Below are 15,090 nucleotides of genomic sequence, written 5' to 3' on the forward strand. Positions count from 1 at the left end.
TAGGTGCACATAAGTGTCAATATGGAAATGTCATGTGCCCAGTCAATCTGGCAAATCCCAGTTATGTTTTGGGTAACGGCCTTTCATCTCTTTTTGTACTTCTTTGTACGCGCCAGCCCAAAAGCCAGCTAAATCTTGAGTAATTTGCAGTGGTCGCTGTGCTGGAGAAAGTAGCTCAAGCACGACTTTTTTACGCCCTTGCGCAATCAATGGCGAATCTTGTTCACCAAAGACTTCCTGCATTCGAACCGAGATCACGGGTTCAGATTGATACTGGTATCGGATCGCTTTTTTACTGCCTGTAGGCATCACATAATGTGTTGGCAGCCACTGGTCAATCTCTTGATTCAGAGGCCAACCGAGATACGCCGACAGTGCTTGCTCAATCGAAACACTAGTCAGCCCTTTTGCCGACTTAATGCCATTCAGATAGGGTGATAGCCACTCATCAATATGTTCAACCAAACTCGCGTCATCCATCGCTGGCCAATCATGTTCAGGCATCCAAAGCTGAGCACAGCGTACACGCTCAACCAGCTGTTTAGCCGAAGGTGTCCAATGTAATCGATCCAGCCCGCATCGAGCGACATAGTTGAGCAGCGCTTGGCTCGCCTGATTCGAATCGGGCTCAGGTAAAGCTTTGGTGCTGATAATCAGTTTACCCAGAGACACTCGCTGCTCGGCAACTAAGCGACCACGCTTCTCATCCCAATCGGCGTAATCGGAACGCACAAACAGTTTTGGAAATTGAGCTTCTAGCTGCGCAATATCAACTGCGGTGGCTAAGAAAATTTGACTGGCTCGCCCTGTGCTGCGCATCAAATCAATCACTACGATATAGTCATTGTTCGCCAATGGATCATCGTCACGAACCTCAGCACCGTGGCCATTCGCTAGAAGGAAAGCACTGCTGGTCGCGCTTCTCACTTGTGCAATCCGGTCCGGGAACGCAAAACAAAGCACTAATGGTAGCAATGATTCGTCAGCTTGTGACAAATCTAAGTGATGATTGAGTTTGCTGGCGAGACTTTTCGCTCGCTGCATCACCACGCTTTTTTTCGAATGCTTTCTTTGTTTAAGCCGGTGCAACGAATGCTGAATATCAGTGACGTTGCGTTCAGGCTCTTCAAGTAAAGCGGCGGCGACAATCGCAGCATTCAGCAATGCTGGGCTGCCTTGTTGCGCTTTTATCAGCATGCTGACGATACGTGGTTCAAGGCCTAAACGCTGGGCCTGCTTACCTAGCGCCGTAAATTGGCCATTACTATCTAATAGCTCAAGGCTTTGCAGCAGTTGCTTGGCTTGTTCCACTGAAGCTTGTGGCGGAATATCTAGCCATTGCAACTCGTCTGCATTTGCAGCGCCCCACTGCGTCAATTCAGCCACCAGCGAAGAGAGATCTGAATGTAGAATTTCAGGCTCAGGTACAGCAGGTTGCTGCATCAGCTGCGTTTCGCTGTACAAACGAACGCACAAGCCCTCTTCAATTCGTCCCGCACGACCCGCTCGTTGCTCAGCTGAAGATTGCGAGATTTTCACTTGCTCAAGCTTAGTAATACCGGTTTTCAGATCGAACTTCGCCACACGTTCAAGCCCGGAATCGACCACCAGTCGAATACCTTCAATCGTCAAAGAAGTCTCAGCAATATTGGTGGCTAACACCACCTTTCGACGCCCTTTCTCTGATGGCGCGATCGCTTTCTGCTGTTGAGGAAAGCTGAGTTGCCCATACAAAGGGCAAACATCGATATCGCTGGCGAGTTGTTCCAGTTGAGATTCCACCTGTTTAATAGCAGAAACGCCCGGCAAAAAGGCGAGAAGTGAGCCTGACTCTTTCTCCATCAGAGAGCGAATCACGTTGGCCATTTTAGGGGCTAGATATTCATTGGCGTTAAGAGGTTGATAACGGAAATCGACCGGAAAGGTGCGACCTTGTGATTCAACGTATTTGGCATTCGGCAGCAAAGTTTGCAGAGCTTGTTGATCTAAGGTTGCCGACATCACAATCACTTTTAGATCGTCACGCAGCGCGTCTTGGATCTCTAAGCTAAACGCCAATGCGGTATCGGCGTGAATGCTGCGCTCATGAAATTCATCAAAGATCACCATATCAACCCCAGTTAATTCAGGGTCGGTTTGGATCATTCTCGTCATAATCCCTTCGGTAACAATCTCTAGGCGAGTCGCACTGCTGGTTTTAGATTCACCACGAACTCTAAAGCCAATGCTATCTCCCACCTCTTCTCCCAATTGGCTCGCTAAGTAAGTGGCAATATTCCTTGCCGCCAAGCGCCTCGGCTCAAGCATGATGATTTTACCTTGAACGGCGTTGGTCTTAACTAACTGTAAAGGGAAGAATGTTGACTTACCCGCACCGGGAGCGGCCTTTAGAATAAGTTGAGTGTGTGTTTCTACGCCAGCGAGCAGATCTGGCATCACAGCTTCTATGGGCAGTTGTGGCAATGGGAGAACCTTGTGGTGTAATGTTGGCAACATTGTACATAAAAACCTACCTGTCTAAATAAGTAATATGCAGTTCAATCCCCCATTAGAGCCAGCGACTCTTATTAAACGCTATAAACGCTTTCTCACTGATATCCAACTTCCCGACGGCAGCGAGCGTACTATCCACTGTGCTAACACTGGAGCGATGACAGGATGTGCGACTCCTGGCAATACGGTGTGGTACTCAACCTCCGATAATGCAAAAAGAAAGTACCCAAACAGCTGGGAGATCTCAGAAACAGACAAAGGTCACCGAATTTGTGTAAATACTGCGCGAGCAAACCAGTTGGCAGTGGAAGCAATTGAAAATAATACTATAGTTGAACTCTTAGGCTATAACGCGTTACGAACCGAAGTGAAATATGGCAGTGAGAATAGTCGCATTGATATTCTGCTTGAAGATAACGAAAAGCCGCCTTGTTATATCGAAGTAAAAAGCGTCACTTTGCTCGACGAGCAAGAAACGTCAACTAAAGGGCAAGGCTTTTTCCCTGATGCGGTCACCACCAGAGGCCAAAAACATCTGCGTGAACTCACAGAAATGGTCGAATCTGGAAATAGAGCCGTACTTTTATTCACTGTTTTACATTCAGGTATTGAAAAAGTGTCTGCGGCACACCATATAGACGCCAAATATTCGTTATTACTAAAACAAGCACAAGACGCTGGAGTTGAAGTGCTTTGCTATAAAGCAGAGCTCAGCAATACTCAAATACAACTAAAACAAGCTGTTGAATTTATCAATAGCTAAGCAAAGATGCTGAACTAATCACATTGATTGCAAGTTTGAATAAGAGTATTTGCCACCATTCGTTCTTTCTGCTATAGATACCCGCCTTAAAATTAGCTGCTTTGCAGTTGACTAGGTGTAAATAGGAGATGCTGTATGCCAGAATCTAAGAAAAAAGCGCTAGGCATCCTAGCCATCGCAGGTGTTGAACCGTACCAAGAAAAGCCAGGTGAAGAGTACATGTCACCTGAGCAAACGGAACATTTTACAAAAATTTTAGCAGCTTGGCGCAACCAGCTCAGGGAAGAAGTTGATCGTACTGTGCACCACATGCAGGACGAAGCAGCAAATTTCCCAGACCCAGTTGACCGTGCTTCTCAAGAAGAAGAATTCAGCCTAGAGTTACGTAACCGTGACCGTGAGCGTCGTCTTATCAAAAAAATTGAGAAGACATTAGACAAGATCGAAGAAGACGATTTCGGCTTCTGTGATTCTTGCGGTATCGAGATTGGCATTCGTCGCCTTGAAGCTCGTCCAACTGCTGATCTTTGTATTGACTGTAAAACACTTGCAGAAATCAAAGAGAAACAGATGCAAGGTTAATTCTTGCAGATATAAAGAAAGGGAGCCTTGGCTCCCTTTTTTGTTTGTTATCCAAGCGAAGTATTTCACACGCTTGATAGTAAATAGCAGCTTTAAGCCTTAGTTCTATACATCAAACCTTTTTCCTATAGATTGAAGCTTAGTTCTACGCATTAAAGCTTTTGTTAAACGTCTTAAGAACCGGCTACTGCGGTACCATTTAGATTAGGTTGTTCACTCATGAATTATATCGGGCGCTTTGCACCATCACCGTCAGGTCCTCTTCATTTTGGCTCACTTGTTGCTGCTCTTGGTAGTTACTTCCAAGCAAAATCTAACCAAGGAAAATGGTTGGTTCGTATGGAAGACTTAGATCCACCAAGAGAAATGGCCGGCGCTGCAGACCTGATTCTTAAGACGCTTGAGGCTTACCATCTATTTTGGGATGGTGAAGTCGTTTATCAAAGCCAGCGTCACGACATGTATCAAGCTCAAATTGATCAATGGGTCGTTGATAAACAAGCCTACTACTGCCAATGTACTCGTAAGCAGATAAAGGCTTTGGGTGGCTTTTACAATGGTCACTGTCGAGATGCAGGCTTAATCGATTCAGGTGAACAAGCGGTGCGCTTGCGCATGGATTTTCCTGTAGAGTCCTTTGATGATGTGCGCCACGGCACGATTCAAATCCCTAAAGCATTAGCTGAAGAAGATTTTATTATTAAACGCAGAGATGGATTGTTTGCCTATAACTTGGCCGTTGTCCTTGATGACATCGAACAAGGAGTAACGGAAGTCGTAAGAGGCGCAGACCTGATAGAACCAACAGGTCGACAAATCAGTTTGTACAAGACGCTCAAGCAAAAAACAGTGAGCTACTTGCACTTACCATTGGCAACCGATAACTTGGGGAATAAACTGTCAAAACAGAACCATGCCACCGCAATCAATCTCGACAATCCAAAACCAACGTTACTCAACGCGATGCGATTCTTAGGTTTTGATATCCCGACAGCCCTTTGTGAGGCTTCAATGGATGAGATTTTATTGTGGGGCTGCCAACAATGGAACGTCAGTCAGTTACCTGATAGTTTACAAAAAGAGCACTGTAATTAGCTCGAAACTCACGGCAAATAGCAAAAACGACACATAAAAATGCCATAACCAACCACTGTGGTTAAGCAGACGATGTTCTCAAATGGCTCGCGCTAAGCTATTATTAGCCGCAATTAAACTCTGCACTACCACTTTGGACTAAGAGAAAAACAAAGTTGGCGATACCTACTTTGTTCTAAACTAATGAATACAAACGACAATACCCCAAGCGAACAACGCGGATTCCACGAATTAGCTCTGAATATTTATACTCGTCAAGAGCACAATATTTCACGCAAGCAGATCAGCGACAACGCACTAAAAGTGCTATATCGCCTGAATGGTGCGGGTTTTGACGCATTTCTAGTCGGTGGTGGTGTACGCGATATCTTATTAGGCTCTCAGCCAAAAGATTTTGATATTGCGACCAACGCAACGCCAGAGCAAATCAAACACCTCTTCAGAAACTGTCGCCTTATCGGTCGCCGTTTCCGCTTGGCACATATCATGTTTGGTCGTGACATCATTGAAGTGGCAACTTTCCGTGGCCACCACCAAGAACCATCGAAAAACGTGTCTGCACAATCGAAAGAAGGCATGCTATTGCGCGATAACGTGTATGGCAGTGTTGATGAAGATGCAGAGCGTCGTGATTTCACAATCAATGCGATGTACTACAACATTGCTGACTACAGCATCCACGATTACGCGGGTGGTGTAGAAGATTTAGAAGATAAACTGATCCGCCTGATTGGCGATCCAGAAACGCGTTATCGTGAAGACCCAGTACGTATGCTACGTGCAATGCGCTTCGCCGCTAAACTGGATTTCGATATTGAAGAAGACACAGCTGACCCGATTGAAGAGTTAGCGCACCTTCTAAGAGATATCCCAGCAGCGCGTCTTTACGAAGAGTCTCTGAAATTGCTGCAATCAGGTCACGGTTTAGAAACCTACCACCTAATGCGCGAGTACAACCTCTTTCAACAGATGTTCCCAGCTGTAGCGGAATACTTCACAGAAGATTACGACTCTCACACAGAGCAGATGCTTGATTTGGTTCTCGATTCAACCGATCTTCGCATCGAAGATGGTAAGCGAGTAAACCCAGCATTCATGTTCGCAGCGATGCTTTGGTACCCAATGAACAAGCTGGCAGACAAACTTGTCGCTGAACAGGGTATGGCGCACTACGACGCGATCATGGAAGCGAGTAACATCATTCTTGATCAGCAAGTAAAGTCTATTGCTATTCCTCGTCGTCACACCGCAACCATTCGCGAAGTTTGGCAACTGCAACTTCGACTGCCTCGTCGCAACGGTAAACGCGCTGTTCGTCTAATGGAGCTCAACAAGTTCCGTGCAGGCTACGATTTCCTAGAAATGCGTGGTGAGACTGAAGGTGGCGAAACTAAAGAACTTGCGAAATGGTGGGAGCGTTATCAAACAGCCGGTCGCAACATGCGTCAAGCGATGGCTAACGACGTTGCAGCACCATCAAAGTCAGGCCATCGTCGCCGTAAGACTTACCGAAACAAAAAGAGTAAGCAATCAGAATGATAACGGCTTACATTGCGGTCGGCAGCAACCTTGCCGACCCAGTTAGCCAAGCAAATTTGGCTATCGAAACGCTAAAAAGCCTACCGCGATCAACGTTTATTGCGACCTCTCAGCTATATAGTAGCACTCCAATGGGGCCGCAAAATCAACCGGACTACATCAACGCGGTAGTCGCTATCCAAACCGAATTAACGCCAATTGAACTGCTTGATTGCACTCAAAAAATCGAGTTAGAGCAAGGGCGCGTCCGTAAAGACGAGCGTTGGGGGCCAAGAACCTTGGACCTCGACATTGTGTTATACGGCAATGAGGTGATCGATTCAGAGCGCTTAATCGTTCCTCATTACGGAATGAAAGAACGAGAGTTTGTACTCTACCCGCTTGCTGAAATCGCACCAAGTTTACAACTCCCTGATGGGACTGAGCTGACAGAACTACTGAAAATAGTAGATAAGAACGGGCTCAATGTTTGGCAACAATAGCCAAGCGCATTAAGGAAAACCAATGAAAAAAGTAACCATTAACGACCTGATCAAATGCAAACGTGAAGGCCGTAAATTCGCGACGTCGACAGCTTATGATGCGAGCTTTGCTCAATTATTCGAAAGCCAAGAGATGCCTGTACTGCTTGTCGGTGATTCACTAGGGATGGTTCTACAAGGCCATAACGATACATTACCTGTCACCGTTGAAGATATTGCTTACCATACTCGCTCAGTGCGTGCTGGTAGCCCTAATTGCCTTCTTATGGCTGACATGCCTTTCATGAGCTACGCGACGCCAGAGCAAGCTTGTGAAAGCGCAGCTACCTTGATGCGTGCTGGCGCGAATATGGTAAAAATCGAAGGCGGAAGCTGGTTGGTTGATACTGTAAAGATGCTAACAGAACGTGCAGTACCAGTATGTGCACACTTAGGCTTAACACCTCAGTCTGTGAACATTTTTGGTGGTTACAAAATTCAAGGTCGTGACGACGAGCAAGCCGACAAAATGGTTGCTGACGCGCTAGCTCTGCAAAACGCAGGCGCTCAAATCGTTCTACTTGAATGTGTGCCAGCTTCATTGGCAAAACGAATTACAGAAGCTTGTGACGTACCGGTTATCGGTATCGGCGCCGGCAATGTTACCGATGGTCAGATCTTGGTTATGCATGACATGTTCGGTATTTCTGCGAACTACATGCCGAAGTTCTCTAAGAATTTCCTAGCAGAAACCGGTGATATGCGTAAGGCAGTAGCTCTATACAAAGAAGAAGTAGAGAGCGCGCGCTTCCCTGATGAAGCTCATACAATCGCTTAGGAGTAAGTATGCAAACTTTTGCTGAAATAGCGGCTCTTCGTGAGCAGATTAAACAGTTTAAGCGTGATGGACGTACGGTTGCTTTTGTACCGACAATGGGAAACCTGCATGAAGGCCACCTAACTCTAGTAAAGAAAGCTCGAGAACTGGCAGACATCGTTGTGGTAAGCATCTTTGTAAACCCAATGCAGTTTGACCGCGCCGACGACCTAAACAACTACCCTCGCACGTTAGAAGCAGATTTAAGCAAACTAACTGGCGAAGGCGTTGAGCTGGTATTTACACCAACGCCAGAGGTGATGTATCCAGATGGATTAGACAAACAGACGTTTGTTGAGGTCCCTGGCATATCTCACATGCTTGAAGGTGCATCTCGTCCAGGTCATTTCCGTGGCGTAGCGACGATTGTCACCAAGCTGTTTAACATTGTTCAGCCAGATTTTGCATGCTTCGGCAAAAAAGACTTCCAGCAGCTTGCTGTTATTCGCCAGATGACCACTGACTTAGCGTTAGACATTAAAGTTGTGGGCGTTGCGACCGTTCGTGAAATGGACGGCTTGGCAATGAGCTCTCGCAATAGCAATCTAACGATTGACGAACGCCAACGAGCACCAGTTCTAGCGCGTACTATGCGCTGGATCAGCAGTGCTATTCGTGGTGGTCGCGATGACTACGCATCAGTAATTGAAGATGCAACCGACCAACTTCGTGCTGCAGACCTACAACCTGATGAGATTTTCATTTGCGATGCTAAAACGCTGCAAGCCATCACTTCAGAATCGACTCAAGCGGTTATCTTGATGTCAGCTTTCCTAGGTAAGACTCGTCTTATCGACAACCAAGTTCTCGACTTGGTAACGGAAACCAAAGAAGAAGTGAGAGAAGAAACCGCTGAGTAATCGCTTTCTTCTCTAAACACAAAGCAAAAGCACAAGTGAAAGAGACAAAAAAGGTCGATGTAATATCGACCTTTTTCTTTGCCTGCAATTCTGGCTAACTAGGTATTAACTACGTAAGCCAATACCCTTTGTCACTAGGTAGTGTGCAGTGCCATACAACAGCACGATAAACACGCCTAATACGCCAAACGACGTCACGATACCCACATCAGACACACCCAAGAAGCCATATCTGAACGCGTTTACCATGTACACGATAGGGTTCAACTTCGATACACCTTGCCAGAATTCAGGCAATAAACTGATCGAGTAGAACACACCACCAAGGTACGTCAGCGGCGTTAAGATAAAGGTTGGGATAATAGAGATATCATCAAACGTTCGTGCGAATACCGCGTTAATCAAGCCACCCAGAGCGAATACTACCGATGTTAAAAATACAGTCGCCATGATCACGCCCCAATGGTCAACTTGTAGGTCGACAAAGAACAACGACACGAACGTTACTATAGTGCCCACTAACAAGCCACGAACCACACCACCCATTACGAAGCCGGCGATAATCACGTAGTTAGGAACAGGTGCTACGAGCAGTTCTTCAATGTTCTTCTGGAATTTGGCACTAAAGAACGACGAAGCAACGTTGGAGTATGAGTTGGTGATCACCGACATCATGATCAGACCGGGAACAATGTATTCCATGTAGCTAAAGCCGTTCATTTCACCAATACGCGCACCAATCAGGTTACCGAAGATGATGAAGTAAAGTGTCATGGTAATCGCTGGCGGCACCAGAGTTTGCACCCAGATACGAGTAAAGCGATTGATCTCTTTGGTCAACAAACTGCAAAAAGCTGTCCAATATAGGCTGTACATATTATTTACTCCCCTCACGGACGATACTCACAAATAGCTCTTCTAGACGGTTTGCTTTGTTACGCATAGATAGGACTTTAACCTGTTGCTCGCTCAATTGAGCAAAAATGGTATTCAAACCTAGGTTCTTGTCGATTTCAATTTCTAGTGAACCATTGACCATCACTTGGCTATTCACGCCTTCAAGCTTAGGTTCAGTCGTGCCCTCTTCCAGATCCAGAATAAAGGTCTCCGCACTCAATTTGCCCAACAGCGCTTTCATTGTTGTGTTCTCAATCAGCTCACCGCGATTGATGATGCCAATATTGCGACACAGCATTTCTGCTTCTTCTAGGTAGTGCGTGGTCAAGATAATGGTAATGCCCTGCTTCTCATTGATCTCTTTTAGGAATTCCCACATCGAACGACGCAGTTCAATATCAACGCCTGCTGTTGGTTCATCAAGGATCAACAAATGAGGTTCATGCATCAATGCACGCGCGATCATCAAACGACGCTTCATACCACCAGACAAGTTACGCGCACGTTCGCCACGCTTTTCCCACAAATCGAGTTGAGATAGGTACTTTTTCGCTCGCTCTTTCGCTAATGCTTTTGGCACGCCGTAATAACCCGCTTGCTGCAGCACGATCTGTTCAACGGTCTCAAACGGGTTAAAGTTAAACTCTTGAGGTACAAGGCCTAAGTTCTGCTTCGCCAACTCCAGATCGGTATCAATGTCGTAGCCGAACACTTTAACCTTGCCCGACGTTTTATTTACCAGTGAAGAGATAACACCAATGGTGGTTGATTTACCTGCACCGTTGGGACCAAGTAGTGCGTAAAAATCGCCTTTTTCTACTTGTAAACTAACGCCCTTCAGAGCCTCGAAGCCCCCAGCATAAGTTTTTCTTAATTGCTCAATTTCTAATGCATACATAGAGATAGACTGCCATTTGCTATAGATAAGATGTAGACGACCGAGCTTGAGGAAGAGAGTAATGCTTAAAACGAGCTAGCAGAAAACTAACCCAAACTTGTTTACTCGGCCATTTTGCAAACAAGTTTATCGTTGATTGACGATTAATACAAATATCGTGTGAGAGTTTCTTTCGAAAACAAATAAGCGTCTTGGCTCCCTGAAGACTAAATCAATGTTCAGTAAATATAAAAATGCCGCTAAGTGATTCACTTAACGGCATTAATGATCAGTCTTGAAGTGAGCGTCTATGCTTATTCATATCAGGTCATTCATATCAGCTTATTACTGAAAAATTAAACTGACTCAAATTGATGCTCATCTCTGTCGACATAGCTTGTTGCTGCCGTCAGGGCTTCATATCTGAATCGATAAGTGTTGGATTCAGGCACTAGGTCAATCACGTGGAACTTCTCTAGTTGCTGACGAGTATTCTCATTAGGACACAGTAGATACACCTCACACTGCGCATCCAATGCATCTTTAATCGCATTCTCTAGCGCTAGGCCAACAGTCACATCAATCATAGGGACATCTGTCAGGTCTAGAATCATCGCTTCATAGTCAGAAATACTTGAGTGTTGACGTGAAATCGCCTTTGAGACACTGAATATCATCGGCCCTGAAAGATAGAAGAACAGCACCTTACCATTGGCACTATCGAGTAACTGACGTTCGCTATCGGTCAATGGAATATCATCTTCATCATCACCATCACTGATCGCCTTAACTTGTCTGGCTTGCTCTCGGCTCAATCTTTCAATAATCAGAATATTCGAGATAAACACGCCCAGTCCAACAGCAATAATCAAGTCGACAAACACAGTCAGTAACATCACGCCGTACATCACACCCATGCCCGCATAGCTGACCTTGTGCGCGCGCTGGATAAAACTCCAATCTAGGATATTGAAACCAACATACATCGCGATACCAGCCAGCACTGCCATAGGGATCGGTTCTGTTAAGCCACCCGCAACCAATACCACTAGCGCAAGTACTAAGGCTCGAATAACGCCTGAAAGCGGAGAACGCGCTCCCACCTGAATATTAGTCACGGTACCCATAGTGGCACCCGCGCCAGGTAACGCACCAAACAGGCCAGAGATCATATTGGCAATGCCTTGGCCACGAAGTTCTTTGTCTGAGTCATGTTCTTTACGAGTCAGTGAATCCCCAATTACCGCGGTCAAAAGCGTATCAATACAACCAAGCGTACCCAACACCAAAGCATCGATAACCATAGTCGTGAACTGTTCAGCGCTGATCGTAGGAATAACGAGAGAAGGCAAACCCGCTGGGATTTCACCAATACGGCGAATAGAGTCGGTATCAAAAATAATGACGGACAAGAGTGTCACAGCAACCAAAGCGACCAGTTGAGCGGGTACATACTTACGATACTTAGCGGGGAAGCCAAAAAGAATACCGAGCGTCAATGCACCTAAAAACAGTTCACTCACTTTTAAGTTTGCTAGCGTATCAGGAAGTGCAGAGAGCGTGCCCATTACCCCACCAGAAGGTGCGGCGTGTCCTAATAAAGGGGATAGCTGCAAAATAATTAGAATAACGCCAATACCCGACATAAATCCGGAGATCACGCTATATGGCATCAAAGTAACGTATTTTCCTAGCTTTAACGTGCCAAGTAATATCTGAAATGCACCAGCCATCATCACAACAGTAAAGGTCATGGCCATGCCCGTTTCAGGATATTTGGCCACCATACTCGTCATTACGGCAGTCATGATCACCGTCATCGGGCCGGTAGGTTCAGAAATCAAACTGCTCGAACCACCAAACAATGCTGCAAATAGGCCAACCATAATGGCGCCCCACAAACCAGCTTCAGCACCTGCGCCAGAAGCAACACCAAATGCCAACGCTAAAGGTAGCGAGATGATGGCTGTAGTCACACCGCCAAACATATCCCCTTTGAGATTGATATCCGTAAAACGACTTCCAAACAAAACACACCTTCCTGATGATGAAATGACAAACCTTATCACTTTAACAAATGTATCAAGTGTTCAGAAAGTGTTAATTCAATCACATTATTCATGTCTTATAACCAGATCATAGCTTCTACACTAAGTTAATGATTTTAACGACTAGTACACGTCAGATGAGTACTATTTGACACAGTTTTTACGAGATTGAATTTGTAACATTGTGTATAGTTGAGATTCTTAATTAAGGGATGTAAGACGCAAAATGCCAGAGATTAAACAGCTTTTTGAAAACAACTCTAAATGGTCAGAAGAAATTCGCTCTCAACGACCTGAGTATTTTACAACGCTTGAAGAGGGTCAAAGCCCCGGTTTTCTATGGATAGGCTGCTCAGATAGCCGTGTTCCGGCCGAGCGTCTCACTGGTTTGTATTCTGGCGAACTGTTTGTTCACCGAAATGTAGCGAACCAAGTGGTTCATACCGACTTAAACTGCCTCTCAGTGGTACAGTACGCCGTCGATGTACTCAAAGTTAAACACATTATTGTCTGTGGTCACTATGGCTGTGGTGGTGTTAACGCGGCGATTGATAACCCTAAACTTGGCCTTATCAATAACTGGTTACTTCACATCCGTGACAACTACCTAAAATACCGTAAGCAAATCGAGGGGCTGCCTCGTGAGCAATGGGGTGATAAGCTATGCGAAATTAACGTCGCAGAGCAAGTTTATAACCTAGGCAACTCAACCATCATGCAAAGTGCATGGGAGCGTGGCCAAGAAGTTGAAATCCACGGTGTGGTTTATGGTATTGGCGATGGCAAGCTGCAAGACCTTGGCGTACGTTGCTCAAGTAATGATACCCTAGAGAACAGTCACTTAGAGGCATTAAATAAGATCTTAACAACGCCTCTGCTTAGTCAACAAAGCTAGCCCCTTCCGTAATAAATACAAAAAGCCCGCATCTGCGGGCTTTTTAATGACTTCTAACCGACAAGCGTAATGATTACTCTTGAGGTACTACCTTACCGATGTATGGTAGGTGACGATATTTTTGTGCGTAGTCGATACCAACACCAACAACGAATTCGTCTGGGATTTCAAAACCAATCCACTTTGTATCTACAGTCACTTCACGGCGAGAAGGCTTGTCTAGTAGCGTGCAAATTTCGATAGACTTAGGGCCACGTAGGCTTAGAATCTCTTTCACTTTAGTCAGCGTGTTACCCGTATCGATAATATCTTCTACGAGTAGAACGTCTTTACCTTGAATATCATCATCAAGGTCTTTCAAAATACGAACATCACGTGAGCTTTCCATGCCGTTGCCGTAGCTAGACGCGGTCATGAAATCAACTTGGTGCGTTAAATCGATAGCACGAGCAAGATCTGCCATAAAGACAAAAGATCCACGCAATAAGCCAACTAAAACGAGATCTTCACTACCGTTGTAGTGTTCCGTGATCTGTTTGCCTAGTTCGTTCACTCGATCCTGAACTTCTTGCTCAGAGATCATGACTTCAACTGTATGCTTCATACTGCTCTCATTCTATTTGGTGATTGCGACGAATGTTGACAGTTTCGTCAGTTGTGTCGCTCAATTTTGTGCGTAAGTCTAGCACTGCTCAAATACCCACACCACCTTATGGCTCGAATTTACTGTCAGATTCTCAACGAAATGTGCGCTGGTGCCTTATCCAATACTCGTCTCCTTTCACATCAATGCTGATCACGCTTTATGTATCAAGTTTGATGTAACTGTCTATAAAACAAGCTGAAAGGATTGACCATTCGCATATGCACCATTACACTCATCTTGGCTTAAATAATAATAAAATCATTAATATAAAAATTTCGTTGGCAAGGAAAACAAAATGGACTCAATATCTAAGAGACCTAGAACTAGGCTTTCACCTTTAAAAAGAAAACTTCAATTGATGGAAATCGCTCTTGAGGTATTCTCTCGCCGCGGTATCGGTCGTGGTGGACACGCTGATATTGCAGACATCGCTCAGGTGTCTGTCGCAACTGTATTTAACTACTTCCCTACCCGTGAAGATCTGGTTGATGAAGTACTAAATCACGTTGTACGCCAATTCTCTAACTTCCTTTCAGACAATATCGATCTGGATATTCACGCAAAACAAAACCTACATAATATTGCGACTGAAATGGTGACGTTAGTGGCTCAAGATAGCCATTGGTTAAATGTGTGGTTCGAATGGAGCGCTTCGACTCGTGATGAAGTATGGCCGCTATTCGTAACAACTAACCGCACTAACCAAATGTTAGTACAAAACATGTTTAGCAAAGCGATTGAGCGTGGCGAAGTTTGTGACGATCACGACCCTAAACATCTAGCGAACTTATTCCACGGCATTTGCTACTCGCTATTCATCCAAGCGAAACGTGTAGAAACGCCAGAAGAGCTTTCAAGCTTAACGGATAGCTACTTGAACATGCTGTGCATTTATAAGTAGATTCGAGATTCGAGATTCGAGATTCGAGATTCGAGATTCGAGATTCGAGATTCGAGATTCGAGATTCGAGATTCGAGATTCGAGATTCGAGATTCGAGTAAATAATTTAAGGGTTGGCCTAAGCGGTCAACCCTTTTTTGTAGAATGGAATGGCTC

At 45.2% G+C, this 15,090-nt stretch carries 14 protein-coding genes; 9 read left to right on the forward strand and 5 right to left on the reverse strand.

Features of this window, described 5'->3' with window-relative positions:
• Positions 1 to 42: 42 nt before the first annotated feature.
• A complete protein-coding gene (hrpB, locus tag AC3CH3_RS12620; protein WP_488538177.1) occupies positions 43 to 2,436 on the reverse strand; it encodes an ATP-dependent helicase HrpB in 2,394 nt (797 codons plus the stop codon).
• A gap of 94 nt (positions 2,437 to 2,530) precedes the next feature.
• On the opposite strand from hrpB, the gene sfsA reads away from it, so the two are divergent.
• From sfsA to panC, 7 genes are all read left to right on the forward strand, one after another.
• Positions 2,531 to 3,256: a DNA/RNA nuclease SfsA gene (gene sfsA, locus AC3CH3_RS12625; RefSeq protein WP_048605721.1), complete on the forward strand. Its 726-nt coding sequence runs from the start codon at positions 2,531 to 2,533 to the stop codon at positions 3,254 to 3,256.
• Positions 3,257 to 3,391: 135 nt separating this feature from the next.
• Positions 3,392 to 3,838 (forward strand): RNA polymerase-binding protein DksA, encoded by a 447-nt coding sequence (gene dksA, locus AC3CH3_RS12630; protein WP_004738189.1) that lies wholly within the window; start codon positions 3,392 to 3,394, stop codon positions 3,836 to 3,838.
• Between the two features lie 219 nt (positions 3,839 to 4,057).
• The gene (gene gluQRS / locus AC3CH3_RS12635) at positions 4,058 to 4,933 is read left to right on the forward strand and encodes a tRNA glutamyl-Q(34) synthetase GluQRS (RefSeq protein WP_488537281.1); all 876 of its coding nucleotides are present in this window, start codon (positions 4,058 to 4,060) and stop codon (positions 4,931 to 4,933) included.
• 183 nt (positions 4,934 to 5,116) lie between these two features.
• Positions 5,117 to 6,472 carry a polynucleotide adenylyltransferase PcnB gene (pcnB, locus tag AC3CH3_RS12640; protein WP_488537282.1) on the forward strand — a complete coding sequence of 452 codons (1,356 nt, stop codon included), beginning with the start codon at positions 5,117 to 5,119 and terminating at the stop codon, positions 6,470 to 6,472.
• A complete protein-coding gene (gene folK / locus AC3CH3_RS12645) occupies positions 6,469 to 6,954 on the forward strand; it encodes a 2-amino-4-hydroxy-6-hydroxymethyldihydropteridine diphosphokinase (RefSeq protein ID WP_004735459.1) in 486 nt (161 codons plus the stop codon). The genes pcnB and folK overlap by 4 nt, the downstream gene beginning before the upstream one ends.
• A gap of 22 nt (positions 6,955 to 6,976) precedes the next feature.
• Complete coding sequence (gene panB / locus AC3CH3_RS12650; protein ID WP_017059433.1) at positions 6,977 to 7,771, forward strand: 3-methyl-2-oxobutanoate hydroxymethyltransferase; 795 nt, start codon at positions 6,977 to 6,979, stop codon at positions 7,769 to 7,771.
• An 8-nt stretch (positions 7,772 to 7,779) separates the two neighbouring features.
• Positions 7,780 to 8,670 (forward strand): pantoate--beta-alanine ligase, encoded by an 891-nt coding sequence (gene panC / locus AC3CH3_RS12655; RefSeq protein WP_488537283.1) that lies wholly within the window; start codon positions 7,780 to 7,782, stop codon positions 8,668 to 8,670.
• A 105-nt stretch (positions 8,671 to 8,775) separates the two neighbouring features.
• Here panC and AC3CH3_RS12660 read toward each other — a convergent pair whose 3' ends face one another.
• The 3 genes from AC3CH3_RS12660 to AC3CH3_RS12670 all read right to left on the reverse strand — a co-directional run bounded on the left by AC3CH3_RS12660 (position 8,776) and on the right by AC3CH3_RS12670 (position 12,432).
• Entirely contained in the window at positions 8,776 to 9,546 is a 771-nt protein-coding gene (locus tag AC3CH3_RS12660; RefSeq protein ID WP_488537284.1) for an ABC transporter permease, read from the reverse strand.
• A gap of 1 nt (position 9,547) precedes the next feature.
• The gene (locus AC3CH3_RS12665) at positions 9,548 to 10,465 is read right to left on the reverse strand and encodes an ABC transporter ATP-binding protein (RefSeq protein WP_017059435.1); all 918 of its coding nucleotides are present in this window, start codon (positions 10,463 to 10,465) and stop codon (positions 9,548 to 9,550) included.
• Positions 10,466 to 10,800: 335 nt separating this feature from the next.
• Positions 10,801 to 12,432, reverse strand: a complete 1,632-nt coding sequence (locus AC3CH3_RS12670; RefSeq protein WP_017063247.1) for a SulP family inorganic anion transporter — start codon at positions 12,430 to 12,432, stop codon at positions 10,801 to 10,803.
• A 286-nt stretch (positions 12,433 to 12,718) separates the two neighbouring features.
• On the opposite strand from AC3CH3_RS12670, the gene can reads away from it, so the two are divergent.
• Positions 12,719 to 13,387 carry a carbonate dehydratase gene (gene can / locus AC3CH3_RS12675; RefSeq protein WP_019824387.1) on the forward strand — a complete coding sequence of 223 codons (669 nt, stop codon included), beginning with the start codon at positions 12,719 to 12,721 and terminating at the stop codon, positions 13,385 to 13,387.
• A gap of 73 nt (positions 13,388 to 13,460) precedes the next feature.
• Here can and hpt read toward each other — a convergent pair whose 3' ends face one another.
• Entirely contained in the window at positions 13,461 to 13,991 is a 531-nt protein-coding gene (gene hpt, locus AC3CH3_RS12680) for a hypoxanthine phosphoribosyltransferase (RefSeq protein WP_017059438.1), read from the reverse strand.
• Positions 13,992 to 14,328: 337 nt separating this feature from the next.
• Here hpt and AC3CH3_RS12685 point away from each other — a divergent pair, with 337 nt between their 5' ends.
• The gene (locus tag AC3CH3_RS12685; RefSeq protein WP_019824386.1) at positions 14,329 to 14,934 is read left to right on the forward strand and encodes a LuxR/HapR/OpaR family quorum-sensing transcriptional regulator; all 606 of its coding nucleotides are present in this window, start codon (positions 14,329 to 14,331) and stop codon (positions 14,932 to 14,934) included.
• Positions 14,935 to 15,090 lie beyond the last annotated feature (156 nt).

The sequence above is a fragment of the Vibrio sp. QJM3NY_35 genome (assembly GCF_057785915.1).